We start from the raw sequence: 19,348 nt of genomic DNA, 5'->3' as shown, positions 1-19,348 counted from the left end.
CAATAGAGGCCGCAGATGCGGCCTCTATTTTCAATATATATGATTCAATTTACGCTTGGGCACGGATGCGTTGCAGGTATGACTGCTTGGTTTGTTCGCTCCATAAGCCACGACCACCGTCGAGTACTTTGCCGCCTAAATCATCGGCCAATTGGTGCGCCGAATTCAGCATGATTGAAAAGTTCATCAGTGGATCGCCATAGCAAGGTAGCGTCATAAATAACACAATACCTTGAGTGGTAAACTGCTCCATTTCATCGGGGTTAAACACACCAGGCTTAACCATATTCGCCAACGAAAATAAAACTTTACCAGTGCCGGCGTTATCCTCATGGCGATGGAAAATATCCATGTCACCAAATTTAAAGTTAAGGGTTAAGAGGCTAGGCAGTAACTCGGCGCCTTGTAACTTTTCGCCCTCATTGGCCACAACATGCAACACCAGCACATCTTGTGGTTCGCCCAGTGGCTCATCCTTTATCTCAGCTTGCGCTGGTGCCGCGGCTATCGATTCTGCGGGGGCTTGAGCCTTGGACTGCTGTGCTGCAGAGGACTCATCCGTGTGGTGCGAGTGAGCAGCGTGAGCCGCATCATCGAGCGGTTGAACATCATCAAAAAATGAACTCTGAGCCGGAGTTTGGCCTAAACCTAATTCCATCTGCTCTATAGTCTCCTGGGTATGTTCAGTGTCGCCCATACTGGGCTCAACGTTATGGCCTGTATCGCGTCCAGACAACACCGGCTCTTGGCGCGCACGCGAGACTTTGGCGTGCGGCGTGTCTGATAAGGTAAAATCGGTTTCGCTGTCACGGCTTGGCGCTTCCGCTGATGTCACAATACTGTGGTCTCGGTCATTCATCGCCGCGCTATCACTTGCGCTGCCACCTGCACTGCGCCCAGGTGCTTCTTCAGGGCTCAGTTTGCGTACACGCACAGCACCAATACCATCGGCGTCAAAGCCTTCGCGATCACGATTTTTATCTGTGTACATTTCAGCCATAGAGCCAGACTTTAATGACCTAGGCTGCTGCCGTCTAATGGACCAAAAACCATGCACAAGTACCGCGATAATGGCTATCGCTCCTAACACGAACAATACCAGTTGCAAATTTTCCATTGATTACCCTGTTTTTCCCAAAATTATCCTGCGTCGGCTAATGCCACCGCTTCATCAATATCGACGGCAACTATGCGTGATACCCCAGGTTCATGCATAGTGACACCTATTAATTGATCCGCCAATTCCATGGTGATCTTATTGTGACTAATATAAACAAATTGTACGCTTTGAGACATCTCTTTAACCAAACGACAAAATCTGTCCACATTGGCGTCATCGAGAGGCGCATCCACTTCATCTAGCATACAAAAAGGCGCCGGATTTAGCCTAAAAATTGCAAATACCAATGATAAAGCGGTTAGCGCTTTTTCTCCACCAGAAAGCAGGTGAATTGTACTATTCTTTTTGCCCGGAGGACGCGCCATAATGGTGACACCAGTTTCAAGCAAGTCATCATCGGTCAATGCCAGCTGTGCACTTCCTCCACCAAATACTTTAGGAAACAGTATTCCAAGGTCTTGATTAACCTTATCAAATGTCTCTTTAAAGCGGGTTTTGGTTTCTTTATCAATTTTGCGGATCGCTTCTTCTAAACTATTAAGTGCCTTATTTAAGTCGGCATCTTGGCTATCTAAATAGTGTTTACGTTCACTTTGTTGCTCATATTCTTCAATCGCGGCCAAGTTGATCGCACCTAACTGGGCAATGCGCGCCCGAGTCCGCTCTAGGGCTTTTTGATGCTGGCCCACTGTAATGGCAACATCTAGCGTATCTTTGACCGCCTCGAGATTAATCTCGTGCTCTGCCAGCAAAGCTCGCTGGCTATCGGCTTGTCCCTTAATGCCTTCGCGTCGTAACTTTAACGTGCTGATAGCCTGAGTCAAGTGTTCGATATTACCAAGCTGTTGTTTTTGCGTTGTTACTATCTTATCGAGTTGATTTTGTAAGTGTGCTTGCTGGCCACGTAATGCCGTTAATGCTTGCTGCTTACTTTGTTGTATTTCCAGCTCTGCATTAAGTTGCTGCTGCACTTGCTGTGCGCTGTGATCGCTGATTGAGAGAGCCTTGCCCTCAAGTTGCTCTTTCAAGGAAGCTAATGATGCTGAATGTTCACTGATCTGTTGTTGCAGTTGTTGTGTTTGCTGTTGATTGAGCGCCAAGTCTGTCTGTAGTGTTTGCAGCGCGCTTTGGCGCTGACTGCACTGGCGAGCACATTCGGCTCGCTGCTGCTTTAATCGTTTGAGTTGGGCGCTACTTTCTTGCTGCGCACGAGCTAATCGCTCGCTTTGCTGAATCAGGTCGCTAGCACGGGACTCATCCTGAGCTAAGCGCTCACTTAACGCTAGGCAGCGTTGCTCGTCGTCCACTAAAGTCAGCTCGAGTTCACTGAGCTGCACCTCAAGCTGACTGCGCTGCTCGCGGCTATGAGCTATACGCTGCTCTGCGGCGTCAATTTGGCTGCGCATTCGCTCAAGGCTCAGCTGCATTTGTTGCATTTTAACCGCGCCATCATGGCAACGGCTGCGGTAGTTTAGCAATTGATTAGCGCACTGCTGTGACTGCTTGCGCAGGGTATTTAAGGTTACTTCGCTGCTTGCAATACTGGCGGTTAATGCCTCTTTTTCCATTTTAAGCTGAACTAAGGCGCTGCCCTGCTCGCTTTTTTGCAATACAAACCCGTGGCCAATTAAATAGCCATCGGCTGTCACGATGCGCTCGTGTTGCTCGATACTGGGCAACATGGCTTGTGCACTACTTAACTCGTTAGCCCAGCGCAAATGCGCTAACCAAGGTGCCAAGTTAACGGCGGCGCTAACACCACCCCATTGATGGGATTCAGTGGTGACAAACCCAAGGCCAGACGCAGCGTCCACCTTTTGGGTCAGTACCCCCTCGAGCGCCAAATCGATTGCCACTTCCCAGCCCGGTGTCACGTTGAGCGCTTGCCATAAGGCACTGCCATCATCGGCATCCGCTACGGGCAGCAGACGATTAACCACATTAAAGCGACCACGCTCCTCGGCGAGCGACTGCGAGAGAGCATCTATCTGCTGCGTGAGACACTTATCTTGCTGCTCTAGCTCGTTTAATTGGCTATTTAACTGCTGATTACTCTGGTTAAGTTGCTCAGATTGTATCTGTAGCTCATCACGCTGGGCTTGCAACTGCTGCAGTTGAGTTGTTACATCATCTTGACTCAGCTTGCTAAGCTGGGTTACCAACGCCGCTTTTTGAGAGCTCTTTTGCGCCAAGTTACTTTTGCTGTGGCTCAGTTCTGTTTGCGCCACTTTATAGGTTAACTGATGTTGGTTCTGCGCCTGGGTCGCGAGGACGTGCGCCTCGCTATCTTGCTCAACCCCTTGCTCAGCTTCGACGAGCTGTTCATCAATCACCTCAAGTTGCATCGACAGTTGCTGGTATGCATCGATTGCTGCTTGGTGATGTTGGCTTAACTGTTCGCGGCGTTCATCTAACTCTGCCAACTGACGCTGAATCAGGATAAGCTTTGCTTGGGTATCTTCAACCCGTTGATGTAGATGGGCATCTTGCTGCTGACGATGTTTTAGTGACTGTTCGAGTTTGGCGATATGGGTGCCGGTTAGATAAAAATCTTCGACCTGACGATGCTCTTGTTGATCGAGTTCATCGAGTTGCACCTTGAGCTGAGTATGCTCCCTTTGCAGTGCCTCTTTCGCGGCATCGAGCTCACTTTTTTTCAGCTCATGACTAACTATTTCGCCGCTGAGATTATCAAACTGAGCTTGTAACTCGACAAAACGACAGACCCCGAGCTCAGCATCTTGAGTGCGCTCGGTCTGTTTTAAGGCACGATATTGTTTAGCGGCTTGAGCTTGCTCGGCCAGTTTATCAATTTGACGCCCTAACTCTTGGCGAATATCACCTAAACGTTCGAGGTTTTCACGGGTGTGACGTATGCGATTTTCGGTTTCACGGCGGCGCTCTTTATAACGTGAGATCCCCGCGGCTTCTTCAATAAACACTCTAAGCTCTTGCGGCTTAGACTCGATAAGCCGCGAGATAGTGCCCTGCTCAATAATGGCATAGCTGCGCGGTCCAAGCCCTGTGCCCATAAACAGGTCGGTAATATCTTTACGACGGCACTTTTGTCCATTGAGAAAATACGCCGAATCACCATCGCGACTGACTTGACGCTTAACCGCGACCTCTTGATAACTGGCATATTGCCCAGCTAAGCGCCCCAGTTGATTGTCAAACAATAACTCTACGCTGGCGACAGAAACCGGCCGCCGGGCCGAGGAGCCATTAAAAATAACATCGGCCATCGAGTCGCCACGCAGATGTTTGGCCGAGCTCTCACCTAACACCCAACGTACCGCGTCGATAACATTGGATTTACCACAGCCGTTAGGGCCGATAATAGCACTTAGCGGTTGGTTAAAAGGGATTTTAGTAACATCGACAAACGACTTAAATCCAGCAAGTTTTATCTGTTTGAGTCTCATTGAGCCAGCGGGTCGTCTTCATTGATGGAGCGTGAAAAACTCCGGCGAATATTGGCTGCCACTTTAGCAAAGCACGGCGCATTTTGTAACGTTTTTTATCGCTTAGCGGCTCATTTTGCTCTTGTTTTTCGCGCTATGCTGACACACAATCGTGGCTAATTCAGTTAACGGTGGTATTTAACACAATGAATCAACAAACCCGCTCGACGCCCAAGAGTGGCGTCAACTATTTTATCGATGGTTTTCGGCTCATAAAGCAGCCAGGATTAAGACGTTTTGTCTTTATCCCGCTGACCATCAACTTACTGTTATTTTCGGCAGTGATCTATGTTGCCATTGGGCAATTGGAGCAGATGTTTGCTTGGGTCAGCAGCCAATTACCCGACTATTTAACTTGGCTTAACTTCTTACTCTGGCCACTGGCGGTACTCACTCTACTGGTGGTGCTCTCTTTTGTGTTTAGTTCGGTGATGAACTGGCTCGCCGCCCCTTTTAATGGGTTGTTGGCCGAAAAAGTCGAGCAATACTTAACGGGTAAAGACCTTAATACCGGCACCACGATTGATCTCATCAAAGACTTGCCCCGCATCATGGGCCGAGAATGGATCAAGCTAAAATACTATTTACCGCGGGCATTGGTGTTTTTAATTTTGTTCTGGGTGCCATTTATTGGCCAAACCGCCGCGCCCATTCTGTGGTTTATGTTTAGTGCGTGGATGATGGCTATTCAATATTGTGATTATCCGTTCGATAATCACAAGGTGCCGTTTGAGGATATGAAGTTTGCCCTCAACCAAACCAAGGGCAGCAGTTTCAGCTTTGGGGCATCGGTCACACTGTTTTCAATGATCCCCATTGTTAACTTTATCGTGATGCCTGTGGCCATCTGCGGCGCGACCTCAATGTGGGTCGACAAATATCGGGCAGCCTATAAAAATAACCTTATTGCCCCCGAGTAATCGCCCACCTTTTACCCGACACGTAAAGGGCGCTGCTACAACGCAGTGCCCTTTGCTATCTCGCCCTGCGCCATTGATTAAGGGCTTAAAATGTCGATTAGGTGGAAGTAACCGCTGCAGTGCCTCTGGTGGGCTCGGTCGGATTTAGCCTTTTTTTAGATAAATCGATCACCACAGTTGCCGATATTTTATCTTGGATAGCTTGGCGATTAGCATCCCAAAAAATTTGCAAAAACCCTAGCAACCCGGTGGCGAATCCCGCGCCATAACCGCCATACCGCCCAAAGGCATCCCAGAGTGAAATGGCCGTCCCATCGAGCTGGATCACCCGAATGTTGAGTAGTTTTTTACCCAAAGTTTGACCATCGAACCAGGCGGTGAATACAGTAAAATAAAACGCTGCCCATCCAAACCCTAAGCCTAAATCGTTAAGTAGCCCCTTGGCCCACGCCAACAGACTGTAAGGCGCGTGATCACTGTTATCCGACTGGCGGCGGTTTGTGTCAGTAGAGTCGCTATTAGGGAGCGGTATACTGCGCGTCTCCTCGATAATAGCCTCGTTTGTAGTGCCATCTGTTTGGGTTAAGCTAGACTCTGATATTATTGATGCTTCTGATATTGAAAGTGGTGCTTTCGCAGTGATCTCATCGCCAGCAGCTGTTGCCACGCGTGCTTCGGCGCTATCGCTGGTAATTTCAATATTAGAGGCAAACATCTCAGACACCGTATGAGATAAGTCTGCCTTATCCGCAGGCGGTAGCTCCAGCTCAGAGACAATGTCCAATAACATCTGCTGCTTGTCAGCCTCGCTCAAGCTTACATTAGCGAGCTTACTGGCCAATAAGGTCAACTGCTTATCGGCACAAAGTCGGCTTTCGCATAGGGTTAAGCTTAAGGTGTCGGGCAATAATTTCAGTGACGCCAGTGCAAGTTTATCAGTGTTGAGGTCTTTACTGTCTGACTGTTGCGTATCGCTGTTCGAGCCTTGTTTAAATTCAATCAAGTTATCACTGGTCACCCAGATGGTCATCAGCAGCATTGCGGCATATAGCAGCCATTTTAAAGCGCGGCCCAATTGATGGCTTTTACGCTCAATCAATAAGGTTAATCCCACCAGCAAGATAAACACAGCGCCAGCCTGCTCGGCCAACACGCTAATCAATAGCCCATCAATAATCATTGCCAATCCCCGTTTTAATGGAGATGCTAACGGCGTATACAACACGCTAGGAGCGATATTAAACGCCAGCGGCGTGACTATGGTTTTTGGATCTTTGTCTCGATTTTTAAAGGCACTATCAAGGTTCACACGTCCGCTCCATGGCATAATTAAATTATCTATATTGAACAAAAAACAATTAATATCAATAGTTAATGGCTTACACCACTATAAACTAACAAGACGCCCCTCTCACACCACAGACATTTGCTAGCGGCCAGCGGGTTGAGTTGCAGCGGGGTATTTATGATAAATATCTACATATTAATAACTAAAAAGAATAACGAAGATGAAACTATCATTTCTAAACTGGCAAAAGAACACTATGATTTAACAATATAAATAAAGGAGCAAGCAACCCATGAGTCACATTTTCGAAGACAATTCACATACCATTGGCCATACCCCTCTTGTTCGTCTCAATCGTGTCAGCAAGGGTAATGTCCTCGCAAAAATAGAAGCACGTAATCCAAGTTTCAGTGTTAAATGCCGCATCGGTGCAAACATGATTTGGGATGCAGAAAAAAAAGGCTTACTGACTTCGGATATCGAGCTGGTAGAACCGACATCAGGTAACACAGGGATTGCATTAGCCTATGTTGCTGCTGCTCGCGGATACAAATTAACACTCACCATGCCCAATACCATGAGTCTTGAGCGTCGTAAGTTATTAAAAGCCTTAGGGGCTAACCTAGTATTAACCGAAGGCGCTAAAGGAATGAAAGGCGCTATCGACAAAGCTGAAGAAATTCGTCAATCGGCGCCAGAAAAGTACCTTATTTTAGGCCAGTTCGATAACCCAGCTAACCCAGAGATCCATGAAAAAACCACCGGGCCTGAGATCTGGAACGACACCGATGGTGAAGTCGATGTTATCGTGGCCGGTGTTGGTACTGGCGGTACTATCACAGGTATTAGCCGTTACATCAAAAATGTACAAGGTAAGGCGATCACGTCAGTGGCGGTTGAGCCAGTCGACTCACCCGTTATAGCTCAAACGTTAGCAGGGCAAACTATACAACCTGGCCCACACAAAATTCAGGGGATTGGCGCGGGTTTCATTCCGGGTAACCTAGATTTAGAAGTGGTTGATCGCGTAGAAGCGGTCAGTAATGAAGATGCGATTGAGATGGCCCAGCGACTCATGAAAGAGGAAGGTATCTTGGTAGGTATTTCATCGGGTGCCGCTGTGGTTGCCGCTAATCGTATTGCTGTCCTGCCAGAGTTTGAAGGCAAAAACATCGTAGTGATCTTGCCTTCTGCAGCCGAGCGCTACTTATCTTCAGTGTTGTTCCAAGGCCAATTTGGTGATGCTGAAAACGTGCAGTAACACTTAAAATAGCGATGGACTAATAATCAGATTAATTCATAACGCTTTAATGATTAAAACCGGCCCTTAGTGGCTGGTTTTTTTATGAGTCAGCTTCACACTTTACTTTCCATCATGCAAAACCTGCATCCATCTTAATACTAAGCCTCACTGAGCAGCGAAGTCTAACTCCGTTGCGACTACCCCATCATAAGTCATCGGCTAACGACAAGCATCCTGATAAAAGCCATGCTATTCACCTTTGACATCTGCACGACGCTACACCACTCAGAGGTGAAGAGTGAACAGCAATGAATAAATATAATTTATTATTTAAATAAAATAAATCAAATATTCTTATCCAAATTTCCCACTTAAAATGCCATTTAAAGAGAAGAGTTAAGCGTTTATCACTCATTTTTAAGTGATTTTTACGCTGTGTTCGAGGCAATAATTCAACAAATTAAAGGTCAAAGGGGGAAATCATGAGACAAAAAATTCACTCTGTGTATCACGGTGCATCACGCTTACCCAGCCCATTGGGTGGCTTAGCATTGGCTATCGCCAGCTTAGGTTGGGCTTGGGACACCTTGTTACCTCAGCTTAATGGCACAGGACAAACACTGGGCGCGGCGATAGCGAGCGTGCTTTTACTTGCCCTTGTGGCTAAATTTTTGCTTCACCCTCAAATATTAAAAGAGGAGTTAGCACACCCAGTTATCGGCAGTGTGTTACCTACTTTCGCCATGGCCTTGATGGTGATTTCTAACAGCGTTAGCCAATTTCACCTTCAACTTAGTCAAGGACTCTGGCTAACAGGTATCGTATTGCATTTAGTATTTTTATCAGTGTTTCTCTATCATCGCGCACGTGAGTTTCAGCTCAATCACATGGTGCCGAGCTGGTTTGTTCCCCCTATCGGCATCATAGTGGCGGCAGTGAGCTACAGCGGCACCGACTACCAATGGCTTGCCCAAGCACTGCTTCGATTTGGGATAGGCTGCTACTTAGTCTTACTACCTGTAATGTTATATCGGTTAATTTTCTGTGGTGAAATTGACGATGCCGCTAAGCCAACGATTGCTATCATGGCAGCCCCTGCAAGCTTGTCTTTGGCGGGCTACCTTAACATCACTGAGCATCCGTCAATCATGTTAGTGGCATTATTATTAGGTATCGCATTATTAATGACCATCTTAGTGTATATGGCGTTGGTGAAATTATTCACCCTGCCTTTTTCACCAGGCTATGCGGCATTTACCTTCCCACTCGTGATTGGGGCCACCGCTTTATTTAAAGTGTATGACTGGATTAATCACGAATTTGGTCCAACTGACTTAGCCATGGGGATAAAAACAACCGCCATCGTTGAGTTAATTATTGCCAGCATAGTGGTTAGTTATGTTATTTATCGCTATGTACGTTTCTATAGTATGCGCACAACTAAATAATGAGTAACGGCCAGCATGGCCACATACAATTCGTTACTTAAATGACAACAATGTTAAGGCACAACAAAACCAACCCGTATTTGCTTGTTAAATGTTCACATTTTAGCGAGAGATCTGAACTAAATAGCACAAGATATAGCCATAGGTTACTTTTCCCCTCTCGATTATGTAGCGAGTATGTACGTAACAATTGGTGCCAAGCACCCCATTGATACACTGAAATTAGCTCTAAAAATACTCGACTTAAAAAAAACACATATTTAAAAAACTTTTTAAAAGCAACAATTGCAACAATAATAAAACATTGATTGTTGTGGAATAGCATTTTAAAGACACGTAAACCGACATAATTCAAATTATTAATAGCTATTTAGTTCACACAATAGATAAAACTAAGGCATCAATCTGATTAAAAAGTGTAAATGAATATATAAAGCAACCAGAATGTTAATTTATTGAGCTCACTGCGTTAATAGGGTTCTCAACTTAAGCTGTAACCTATATGTTGCAGTTGTTATTTGGCTATGATTATATTCAAGTTAAGTAGAAGTGATTTATATAAGAAAACCTTTAAAAACCTTTTACTTAATAAAAACCAAACCAATAACAATATTCTCAGGGAGAATCAAAATGCAGCCTAATTCTATATTGGCTAAAGCTGTGCGTTTTGCATTAATAAGTGGTGCCACTGCCGCCGCACTTGGAACATCTGTAGCCTATGCTGCCAATGAAGATAGTGGTGTTGAACGTATTGAAGTGACGGGTTCACGCATTAAGCGTACCGATATGGAAACCGCCACACCGGTTACTGTAATGAGTGCCGACGAGATGGCCAAACAGGGTTTTACTAATATTCAAGATGCATTAGAAAGCCTAACATCAACAACTGGCGCGATGACCACACAGTCTGTGCACGGTTTTACCCCGGCAGCGTCATCAATCAGTTTACGTGGCGCTGGCGCAAACCGTACCTTAACGCTTATCAATGGTAAGCGTCTAAACCAGTACCCGAAACCTGCTGGCGGTACCGATAACTTCGTTGATACGGCTAACCTGCCGATGGAAGCGGTACAACGTATCGAAATTTTGCAATCGGGTGGTTCGGCTATTTACGGTGCCGATGCCGTCGGTGGCGTCATTAATATCATCTTAAAGAAAGACTTCGAAGGCGTTGCCATTAAATATCGTCATGGCGATACCAGCAACGGTGGTGGTGGCAGTGACCGCATCGCCTTGTCGTTAGGTGCCTCTTCTGATCGCGGAAACGTATCAAGTTTTATTGAATTTACTGATAACCAGCAACTTAAAGCAACCGACCGTGATAATTTTGGCCTACATACTGACAAGGTCCCTTACAGTCCACATTCTGCATACAGCTCATACGGTGCACGCATTGCCGCTGTCACCCGTGACGATAAAACGGTTCCAACAGGACAACGGGTTCTGACGGCACAAGAGTGCACTGATGCTGGTTATACTATGGCTGGAAGCGTATGTGGCTTTGACCGCTCACAATGGCGCGATCTACAACCTGAAAGCACGCGCTTTATCAGCTCGACAAACTTTAACTATGAGTTAGCTGATGAAATCACATTTGTGGGGCGTCTCGATTTTGCTGAAGCCAAATCGGTAACCAATATCGAGCCTATGGCCATTGGTGATGAATATGGCATCACAGTCGATGGTAATAGCCTAACTGTGACTGGCGCGGGCCAAAGCAAAACGTTTGCAGACAAAACGTTAGCCCTTGGTGGTGACTTTGCCAATGCTGAAAACGGCGAGTACTTTTACGCCCGCCGTCTGAGTGAATTTGGTAGCCGCGGTGGTGAAACCAAGACGCGTAACTACTTCTTTACTACGGGCCTTGAAGGCATGCTAGCCGACGAGTATAACTGGGATGCATCGGTAAACTACGGCCGTACCAATGTCGATGTGTTTAGCCAAGGCTTGGCAACAGAGCTTGGCATGTATAACTACCTGACTGCTGGAGATAACGGTAACTCATTATTGGAAAAAATGAGCGATACCGATGTGGCTAACGCTGCTTATACGCCATTTGAAACAGCCCAGTCGACTCAGAAAAACATTCAAGCCAATATCTCTGGTATGGCGTTCGAGATGCCAGCTGGTGATGCGATGTTTGCCTTTGGTGCTGAGTACACAGAGCAAGATTACCAGAGCGATGCCGATTCTGAGTCGAAAAAAGGCAATATCTTAAACAAAGGTGGCTCATCAGGGTCGGGGGAGCGCTCATACTGGGCAACCTATGCCGAACTAAGCTTACCTGTAACCGATCTCATCACCATTAACGCGGCACTGCGTTACGATGATTACGATGATTTTGGTAGTAACTTGTCACCACAGATTGCCGTTGAATATCGTCCACTGCGCGAACTCTTAGTGCGTGGTTCGGTCTCGAGTGTGTTCCGCGCCCCCGATATGCACCGCGTATATGGCGATCCTACCGAAGCTTTCTCAACGGTTATCGACTTCAAGCAGTGTCAAGCGATGGGCGGTATCCCGGGCCAAGCTTATGACAATGACGCAGCACTGCATGAAGTGTGTAAAGAACTGCACATAGATAAGACCACAGGCTCTAACAAAGATCTCGAAGCTGAAACCGGTTATACCGCAAACATTGGCGCAGTATGGGGCGGCGATACGCTTAATGCTTCTTTCGACCTGTGGGAGTGGAAGCTCGATGACATGGTCAGTGATGTCAGCCCAAGCAAAGCGGCGCGTGAATATGAGCAGTATGAGGATATGATCACCCGCGATGAGAGTGGCAAAATCACCCACATCAACGCAGTAGCTCAAAACCTCGCCTTCCAAAAAGTACGTGGTATTGACATCACTGCTGGCTACGGTTGGGATCTTGAGCAATTTGGTGAGTTAAAGCTTAACTTTAACGGTAGCTATATCTTACTGTCTGAAGGTCAGATCTCGCCGACCGATCCAGTCGAAGACGATATCGAAAATGGTGGCTTACCTCAGTACCGCGCTAACCTTGTTTTAGGTTGGTTTGTTGAAGATTTCGAAGCGACACTGGGTGCTTATCACACGGCGCGTATGCACGGTATGTACTACAAATCGTTTAAGCAATCAGCCATTGATAACGGTGAAGCGTTTGACGAAAGCGCATATGAAGTGGCGTCACAAACGAAGTGGAACCTGACTGCTGGTTACAACATTAACGATGCGATTAAGGTTAAAGCTGGGGTTGTTAACCTATTTGATGCCGGTCCTAACTTCGATCCAACGGCCACCTCTTGGCCACATTATGACCGCTCGGTTTACAATGCACGTGGACGCGAATGGTTTGTTGAAGGTGAAGTGAAGTTCTAACATAAGCATCACCCACTAAAAACGGCATCCTTGGATGCCGTTTTTTTTATCGCGCCAAATAAGTTTAATGCACCAGCCCCTGGCTCATCTGTACACCATAAGCTAAACAAAACCTAAATAATGCGCCGCGATAACCAATAGGCTCGATACGACAAACAAACCCAGCATAAAACGCCAAATAAACTTAAGCCATATGGCCCAATCGACTCGGCACACGCCTAATGTCGCCATTAATGATGCCGATGTGGGCACCAACACATTGGTAAAACCATCGCCCAATTGAAAGGCCAACACCGCAACTTGCCGGCTCACCCCCACGATATCGGCTAATGGCGCCATCAAGGGCATAGTCAAGGCCGCTTGACCCGAACCCGAGGTGACAAAGAAATTAAATACAGATTGAAATAACAACATAAACCACGCCGATAACGCCGCAGGCAGCTGGCCAATAATACTGCCCGCCCCACTGAGCAAAGTATTAAGCACACTAGGCGAAGTCGGATCGCCGCCGCCCAATAAAATTAAGATCCCCGAGGCACAGCCCACCAAAATGGCCGGCTCTAACATGGTCGCCGCGCCCTGCTTAAAACTGCTGGCCACTCGGTTAACGGTCATGTCATTGAGCCCAAACATCACGGCAATCGCCCCCACGGCGATCCCCATAGTAAAAAACTGACTGGCAATTTCAGGAATAAACCACCCATTAGCCACCACGCCCCATATCACCCACACCACAGTCACTAAGATGCTGCTAAGTACTAGGATATCGCCCCAGTTAAAACGCGAGTCTAGGCTGGCATGAGACTGATGATCACGGAAATACTTATCGCTATGATAACTGTATGACAAGCTAGGCGTGGCACGAATTTTAGCGCCATAACGCATGGTAAATATGATCCCCATCAGCGTAAAACCAGCCCACATCAACCCGCGAACGCCAGCACCCGACAACACAGGCACGCCAGCGATACCTTGAGCAATTGCCACACTAAACGGGTTCATCCACGAGCTGGCAAAACCGATTTGTGTCGCCACATAAGTCACCATAACCGTGGTGATGCCATCAAAGCCTAAGCGGATCATTAACGGGCAGATAATAATCGCAAAGGCGATGGCCTCCTCCCCCATACCAAAGACGGCGCCCCCTAGCGAAAAGAGGGTAAATAGTGCAGGAATAAATAGGTTTTCATTACCTTGAGTTTTATCGATTAAGCGCAAAATACCATTGTCTATGGTGCCCGTTTCCATCACGATCCCAAAGGCACCACCAATCACCAGCATAAACATGATGACCCCGATGGCCGTGCCCCACTTAGACCCCGAGGCTAACCCCTCAAACGCAAAGTTAAAAAAGCCCACGCCACCGCCGCCCTCAAACAACGCCACGGGTTGCATCACAGCATTACCACTAACATCTACTTGATATTGAAATGAATGTGGATCAACCACATTGCGGGTTTTCTCAACACCATCATTAAGATAAACAATCTCTTGGGTGTCAAATGAGCCCACCGGCACTAAATAGGTTAATGCCATTGCAGCCAGAGCGACAAAGAAAATAATGACTAAGGTATCTGGCATCTGCCAGCGGGTGAACGACGTTGCGACAACAGAGGATTCTTGATTAGTTTGTGAGTGCATGTTACGACCATGATTCTTATTATGATGAGACAATCTGCACGCAAATATAAACTAATTCACCCACTATTTACACTGGCACAGCAAATTGCGGCCAAGTTAGATTCAAGCCTCACCTCGTCTGCTCATCACTTGCTCAATTAAACGTTCGACAAACAACAAAAAGCCGCTTAATCGGGCAGTATTAAGCGGCTAATCGGCTTAAAATCAACGGCTGATGATGTTAATCGTTACAAAGGTACATCGGCCTGCTGCGAGGGGCGCCGCTGGATCATATGGGTCAATAGCATCGCCACCAAAGAGACCGCCAAAGCCGGTACAATCGGGTGGATATGCCACATAAATGGCGCGCTCCATTGCAGCAATAAATAACAGCCTAAGCCCGAGATCATTGCCAACAGCGCACTGGTGCCATTAATACTTGGCCAAAAAACACCTGCGATAATCGGCCATAAAAACACCGCCTGCAGGGCACCGAAGGCGGCCAAATTGATCCACACTATCATCTTGGGCGGCGACAGCGCCCAGTAGGTGGCCACCAAGGTGATCAGGGCGATGGCGATGCGCGTCAAACGCACCTGCACCGTCGAACTCAAACTGGGATAGCGTTTCAGCGCACCATCACGAATAAGGCTCACCGCCGATTGCAGTAGCATAGAGTCCACCGACGACATCACCGCCGCGATGGGAGCCGCCAGCAATACCCCAGCCCAAAACGGATGAAATAAGCCAGCAATCAAGGTCGGCATAATGTCATCAGGCACTGACAGCTCAGGATACAAGGCTCGGCCGAGGACGCCGCACAAATGGGGCAATAGGGTCATCAAGAAACAGATCACTGTGCCCCAGACCATACCTCGCCGCAATGACGGGCGATCTTTAACGGCCAATAATCTGACTAGGGTATGAGGTAACCCCATGGTGCCAAAACAGATCAACACCCAAAATGACAACATCATTGGCCAGCCAAGCGCATCATTTAACCCGTGGGGACTTAACATGGCCGGTGAATGTTCGCTAACCCGCTGCATCAGCTCAGGTAATGGCGCCTGTAATAAGATCACCACCAACAGCAGTAACAACCCAGCTAACATGACCATGCCCTGCAGGGCATCGGTCATGACGACTGCGCGAAAGCCTCCCGTTAAGGTGTAAGCTAGCACTGTAGCCACAAATAACCCTAAGCCCAACTCATAACTGATGCCGCTGACCCCAGCAAATAGGCGGGCGCCGCCAATAAATTGCACCGCGATCATTGCAATAAAGCCCGTCACGAGACTGAGTACCGCTATTCGGCTAAGCCAAGGGCTGTGATAACGGCTGTCGAGCCATTCGATTAAGGTAGCATGCTGCGCGGCGCGCTGGCGCATAAACTTAGGGCCCAACACTCCTAAGGTTAAAATGGCGACAGGCACTTGAATTAATGCCAGCCATACCCAGCCTAAGCCCATTTTGTAAGCCGCCCCAGGGCCGCCAATAAATGAACTGGCACTGGTGTAGGTTGCCACGAGTGTGAGCGCCAGCAAGGGACCGTTCAAAAAAGCGCCACCAATAAAGAACCGTTTCGCTTTATCTGAATAAAGCTCGCCACTGCTTTGATTTTGCCTATTGCTCCACCAGCGAGTGATCACTAAGCTCAACAATAAATAGCCTAATACTGGCAGCAGATTAATCATCATCAACCACGCTCATTGTTAACACCAATACCAAAATAAGCAGCAATGGTGCGGCAATGCAGGAAAACCAAAACCACAAGGGTAACCCAGCCCATGTACCAGCCTCTTGCAATAATAAGGGGCCAGCGCACCACAGCAGTAAGTAACCAAGGGTTAATACCAGTGCCGTTTTCGACAATGAAACCATAAGGAACACACGAGAAATAAACCAGGGGCTCGATTCTAGACAAAACCATAGGTATGAGCTAGCCCTAATCCATCACACTGAGGGTGGAGTAGCAAAATAACGCCGTACCATACTCTATACTCTAATATCATAGCGCTAAGATCATAGGCCTAAGATCATAGCCACGCCATGTCAATGAGCTGCGACCAAGATGCGCCGTAACAGAGAGGTGATTGACATTGAGTAGCCAAGGTCAGCCCACCAGTAGATAACGGAACCGACAAGAGTGCGTCATCGCACAGTCACCACAAAAAAGTGAACCATATCTCTATCTCATCTAATAGATCAACAACTTACTTGTATCCCCTGATTGACGCCCCTACAATCATTGGTAAATAACCATCAATTATATTGATACTTTAAATTCATTCTTTTTTCCGTTAGGGGAAACGTTCGCTGTGATGAAGTATTCACTCAAGCAAATCATGGTTTTCGATGCCGTTGCCAGCTTAGAAAGTGTCAGCGCCGCCGCTAGAAAACTGTCGATGACTCAGTCAGCCGTCAGTATGTCACTGGGGCAATTAGAAAATCTCTTGGGGCGACCGCTGTTTATTCGACAGGGTAACCGACTCACGCTTAGCCACTGGGGCAACTGGCTACGCCCCCGTGCGAGACGCTTGCTACAAGACGCACAGCAAATTGAATTAGGCCTTCATGAACAACATCTTATCAGCGGGCGCTTCCGATTATGCTCCAGTCAGACGGCTGCAGAGCATCTCTTACCTGAACTTATCAGTAAAATCGATACTGATTTCCCCGAACTGAGGATAGAACTGACCGTTGAAAATACCGAAAATGTTATCGAGGGCCTGCTCAATTACGAATATGACTTTGGCATTATTGAGGGGCGTAACGACGACACTCGCCTGTACCAAGAACAATGGCTCGACGACCATTTAGTGGTTGTTGCCGCGCCACATCACCCATATGCCAGCTATAACACCACCAGCTTATCGCAATTAGAGCAGGCAAAGTGGGTATTGCGTGAACAGGGTGCTGGCACACGGCGTATTTTTGAAGGGGCAATACATGGCGTAATAGAGAAATTAAATGTATGGAAAGAGTATGAACATGTCTCTTTGCTCAAAGCGCTAGTTAAAAATGGACCTTACTTGAGTAGCCTGCCCTTTTTAGATGTAGAGAAAGAGGTCGCCGCAGGTGAGTTGGTGATCCTCGCGACGCCGCAGCTTAATATGCAGCGCCATCTCTCCTTTGTTTGGCGTTGTGATTCTGGAGAAAACCCGCTAAGGGACTGTTTAATAACGGAAGCACGCAGACTGACTAAATACCGTCAGAGAACAAGATAACTCGATGATATATAATAAGAATGGAGCCTTAAGCCCCATTCTTAGCGGTCGTTAATGATCAGTGAGGATTATCCATATACTCGGCTGACTCTTGCCGCTATCGCCTCGCGACTAATTATCCCAAGTAATTTACCCGCTTCCACCACAGGAAAACTGCTGGGTTTATTAGCGTAAGCATGCCTTAAACGCTCCTCATAACTAGCAAACGTACTGCCGGTGAGTACACCCATTTGGCTAACAGGGAATAATTTATTTCTGTCGACCACCATAAGTTCAATCAAGTCAGCCACGGCATCATTAGGAGCTACCGTTAGCACTTGGGTTTGCATTAAGTCAGCCACTTTATAGGCAATGCCACGCACATATTCTTCTGACCAAAGGCTACGCAATAAATCTTGCTGTGAAATAAACCCTAATAACCTTTGCTGTTCATCGATCACTGGCGCCCCCCGTTCATTGGCATTAGATAGGCGCTTAAGGCCTTCATAGACAGATAACTCAGGCGTTAAAGTGAAAGGCGTGGTGTTCATGATGTCGCTAACATTTAGTTTTTGAATTGATTTAGGCATTGATAGGTCTCCAGAAGGCTCTACTGATAAAGGATGCGCTTGCACATAAGCGTTTTGTGTCACCGCTTGATTAACTGACTCAGCCAAGGAAGATGGCAATTGCGTGACTGATTTTTTAACGGCTAAAGGGGTAATGCACTCGGCCAAAGGTGGCGGAGCAACCTGTAGCACAGTGGCAGGCTTAGGCTGTTTTTCTATCAGCCAGTAGCCTAGGCCGACTAATAATCCCCCGCCGACTATGTTGCCCAGTGTCACGGGGATCAGGTTATGTAAGATAAAATTACTGATGGTTAAATCGCTATACTGCGTAGCATCGACCCCTGCGCTAACAAAAAAACTCGCATCGGCAAAATGGACAATAGTGATCCCAAGCGGCACCATAAACAGGTTGGCAATGCTGTGTTCAAAGCCACTGCTGACAAACATGGCCACCGGCAGCATTAACAAAATAGCTTTAGTCAGTGCATCTTTGCTAGCAAAGGTCATCCATACCCCAAGGCAAACCAGCATGTTACATAACACACCTAGTACAAAAGCTTGTCCCCAACCATAATGCAGTTTGTGCTGCGCGATATTCAGTGCATTCACGCCCCATAAGCCGCCATCGAGTTGATGCATACCACCAGCAAAAACCAGTCCCAGCATCATGAGGGCGCCGAATAGGTTGCCAATATAAACACGCAGCCAACAGATAAGCAGAGCATTAGTATTCACCTGCTTTTGTGCCCAGGCCACTGTGCTAAGTACCGTACTGGTGAACAGCTCACCGCCACAGATCACCACCAACATTAAGCCCAAGCTGAAGGCCAACCCACCCGCTAGCCTAACTAAGCCCCACGAACCAGTCACCCCTGTTGTCACTGTGATGTAAAACACAAAGGCTAATGCAATAAAAGCACCGGCAAAAACAGCTAAACCGATGGACTGGCCGTGGGACTTACTGACTTTTGACAGTCCGTAATGCTCGGCATGTAAATACATGCTCATCGCTCCATTGACCGCAGCGGCATTAGGATGTTGCACATAACACTGGCGATGATGATCCGCTGGCGAGTTTAACGAAGAGGTTGACATGACTGCCTCTCTTTCGCACCGTCACAAGGG

The 19,348-nt window shown here is 47.3% G+C and carries 12 protein-coding genes; 5 read left to right on the top strand and 7 right to left on the bottom strand.

Annotation, left to right across the window (positions count from 1 at the left end; all coding sequences use genetic code 11):
• Positions 1-49: 49 nt before the first annotated feature.
• Both zipA and DVO77_RS17015 read right to left on the bottom strand, forming a co-directional pair.
• On the bottom strand, positions 50-1,117 hold the full coding sequence (zipA, locus tag DVO77_RS17020) for a cell division protein ZipA (protein WP_119979128.1): 1,068 nt from the start codon (positions 1,115-1,117) through the stop codon (positions 50-52).
• Positions 1,118-1,140: 23 nt separating this feature from the next.
• Positions 1,141-4,545, bottom strand: coding sequence for a chromosome segregation protein SMC (locus tag DVO77_RS17015; protein ID WP_119979127.1), 3,405 nt, complete (start codon positions 4,543-4,545; stop codon positions 1,141-1,143).
• Between the two features lie 185 nt (positions 4,546-4,730).
• On the opposite strand from DVO77_RS17015, the gene cysZ reads away from it, so the two are divergent.
• The gene (gene cysZ, locus DVO77_RS17010) at positions 4,731-5,504 is read left to right on the top strand and encodes a sulfate transporter CysZ (RefSeq protein WP_110456921.1); all 774 of its coding nucleotides are present in this window, start codon (positions 4,731-4,733) and stop codon (positions 5,502-5,504) included.
• A gap of 97 nt (positions 5,505-5,601) precedes the next feature.
• Here cysZ and DVO77_RS17005 read toward each other — a convergent pair whose 3' ends face one another.
• A complete protein-coding gene (locus DVO77_RS17005; RefSeq protein WP_249038200.1) occupies positions 5,602-6,813 on the bottom strand; it encodes an RDD family protein in 1,212 nt (403 codons plus the stop codon).
• Between the two features lie 271 nt (positions 6,814-7,084).
• Between DVO77_RS17005 and cysK the strand changes: the two genes are divergently transcribed.
• The 3 genes from cysK (at position 7,085) to DVO77_RS16990 (ending at position 12,828) form a co-directional block, all read left to right on the top strand.
• Complete coding sequence (gene cysK, locus DVO77_RS17000) at positions 7,085-8,053, top strand: cysteine synthase A (RefSeq protein WP_119979125.1); 969 nt, start codon at positions 7,085-7,087, stop codon at positions 8,051-8,053.
• Positions 8,054-8,517: 464 nt separating this feature from the next.
• A complete protein-coding gene (locus DVO77_RS16995) occupies positions 8,518-9,483 on the top strand; it encodes a TDT family transporter (RefSeq protein WP_119979124.1) in 966 nt (321 codons plus the stop codon).
• A gap of 630 nt (positions 9,484-10,113) precedes the next feature.
• Positions 10,114-12,828, top strand: coding sequence for a TonB-dependent receptor plug domain-containing protein (locus tag DVO77_RS16990; protein ID WP_119979123.1), 2,715 nt, complete (start codon positions 10,114-10,116; stop codon positions 12,826-12,828).
• A gap of 102 nt (positions 12,829-12,930) precedes the next feature.
• Here DVO77_RS16990 and yfcC read toward each other — a convergent pair whose 3' ends face one another.
• The 3 genes from yfcC to DVO77_RS16975 all read right to left on the bottom strand — a co-directional run bounded on the left by yfcC (position 12,931) and on the right by DVO77_RS16975 (position 16,329).
• Positions 12,931-14,469, bottom strand: coding sequence for a putative basic amino acid antiporter YfcC (gene yfcC, locus DVO77_RS16985; protein WP_119979122.1), 1,539 nt, complete (start codon positions 14,467-14,469; stop codon positions 12,931-12,933).
• Between the two features lie 227 nt (positions 14,470-14,696).
• Positions 14,697-16,142 carry a sodium/pantothenate symporter gene (gene panF, locus DVO77_RS16980; protein WP_119979156.1) on the bottom strand — a complete coding sequence of 482 codons (1,446 nt, stop codon included), beginning with the start codon at positions 16,140-16,142 and terminating at the stop codon, positions 14,697-14,699.
• Positions 16,135-16,329 carry a DUF997 family protein gene (locus DVO77_RS16975; protein WP_110456914.1) on the bottom strand — a complete coding sequence of 65 codons (195 nt, stop codon included), beginning with the start codon at positions 16,327-16,329 and terminating at the stop codon, positions 16,135-16,137. Before DVO77_RS16975 ends, panF begins: the two co-directional genes overlap by 8 nt.
• A gap of 440 nt (positions 16,330-16,769) precedes the next feature.
• On the opposite strand from DVO77_RS16975, the gene DVO77_RS16970 reads away from it, so the two are divergent.
• Positions 16,770-17,675, top strand: coding sequence for a LysR substrate-binding domain-containing protein (locus tag DVO77_RS16970; RefSeq protein WP_110456913.1), 906 nt, complete (start codon positions 16,770-16,772; stop codon positions 17,673-17,675).
• A gap of 68 nt (positions 17,676-17,743) precedes the next feature.
• Here DVO77_RS16970 and focA read toward each other — a convergent pair whose 3' ends face one another.
• A complete protein-coding gene (gene focA / locus DVO77_RS16965) occupies positions 17,744-19,231 on the bottom strand; it encodes a formate transporter FocA (RefSeq protein WP_249038204.1) in 1,488 nt (495 codons plus the stop codon).
• Positions 19,232-19,348 lie beyond the last annotated feature (117 nt).

The organism is Shewanella algidipiscicola (assembly GCF_003605125.1).
Lineage (GTDB): Bacteria > Pseudomonadota > Gammaproteobacteria > Enterobacterales > Shewanellaceae > Shewanella > Shewanella algidipiscicola.
Note: the sequence above shows the minus strand (reverse complement) of the source record. Positions and strands in the feature narration are given on the sequence as shown.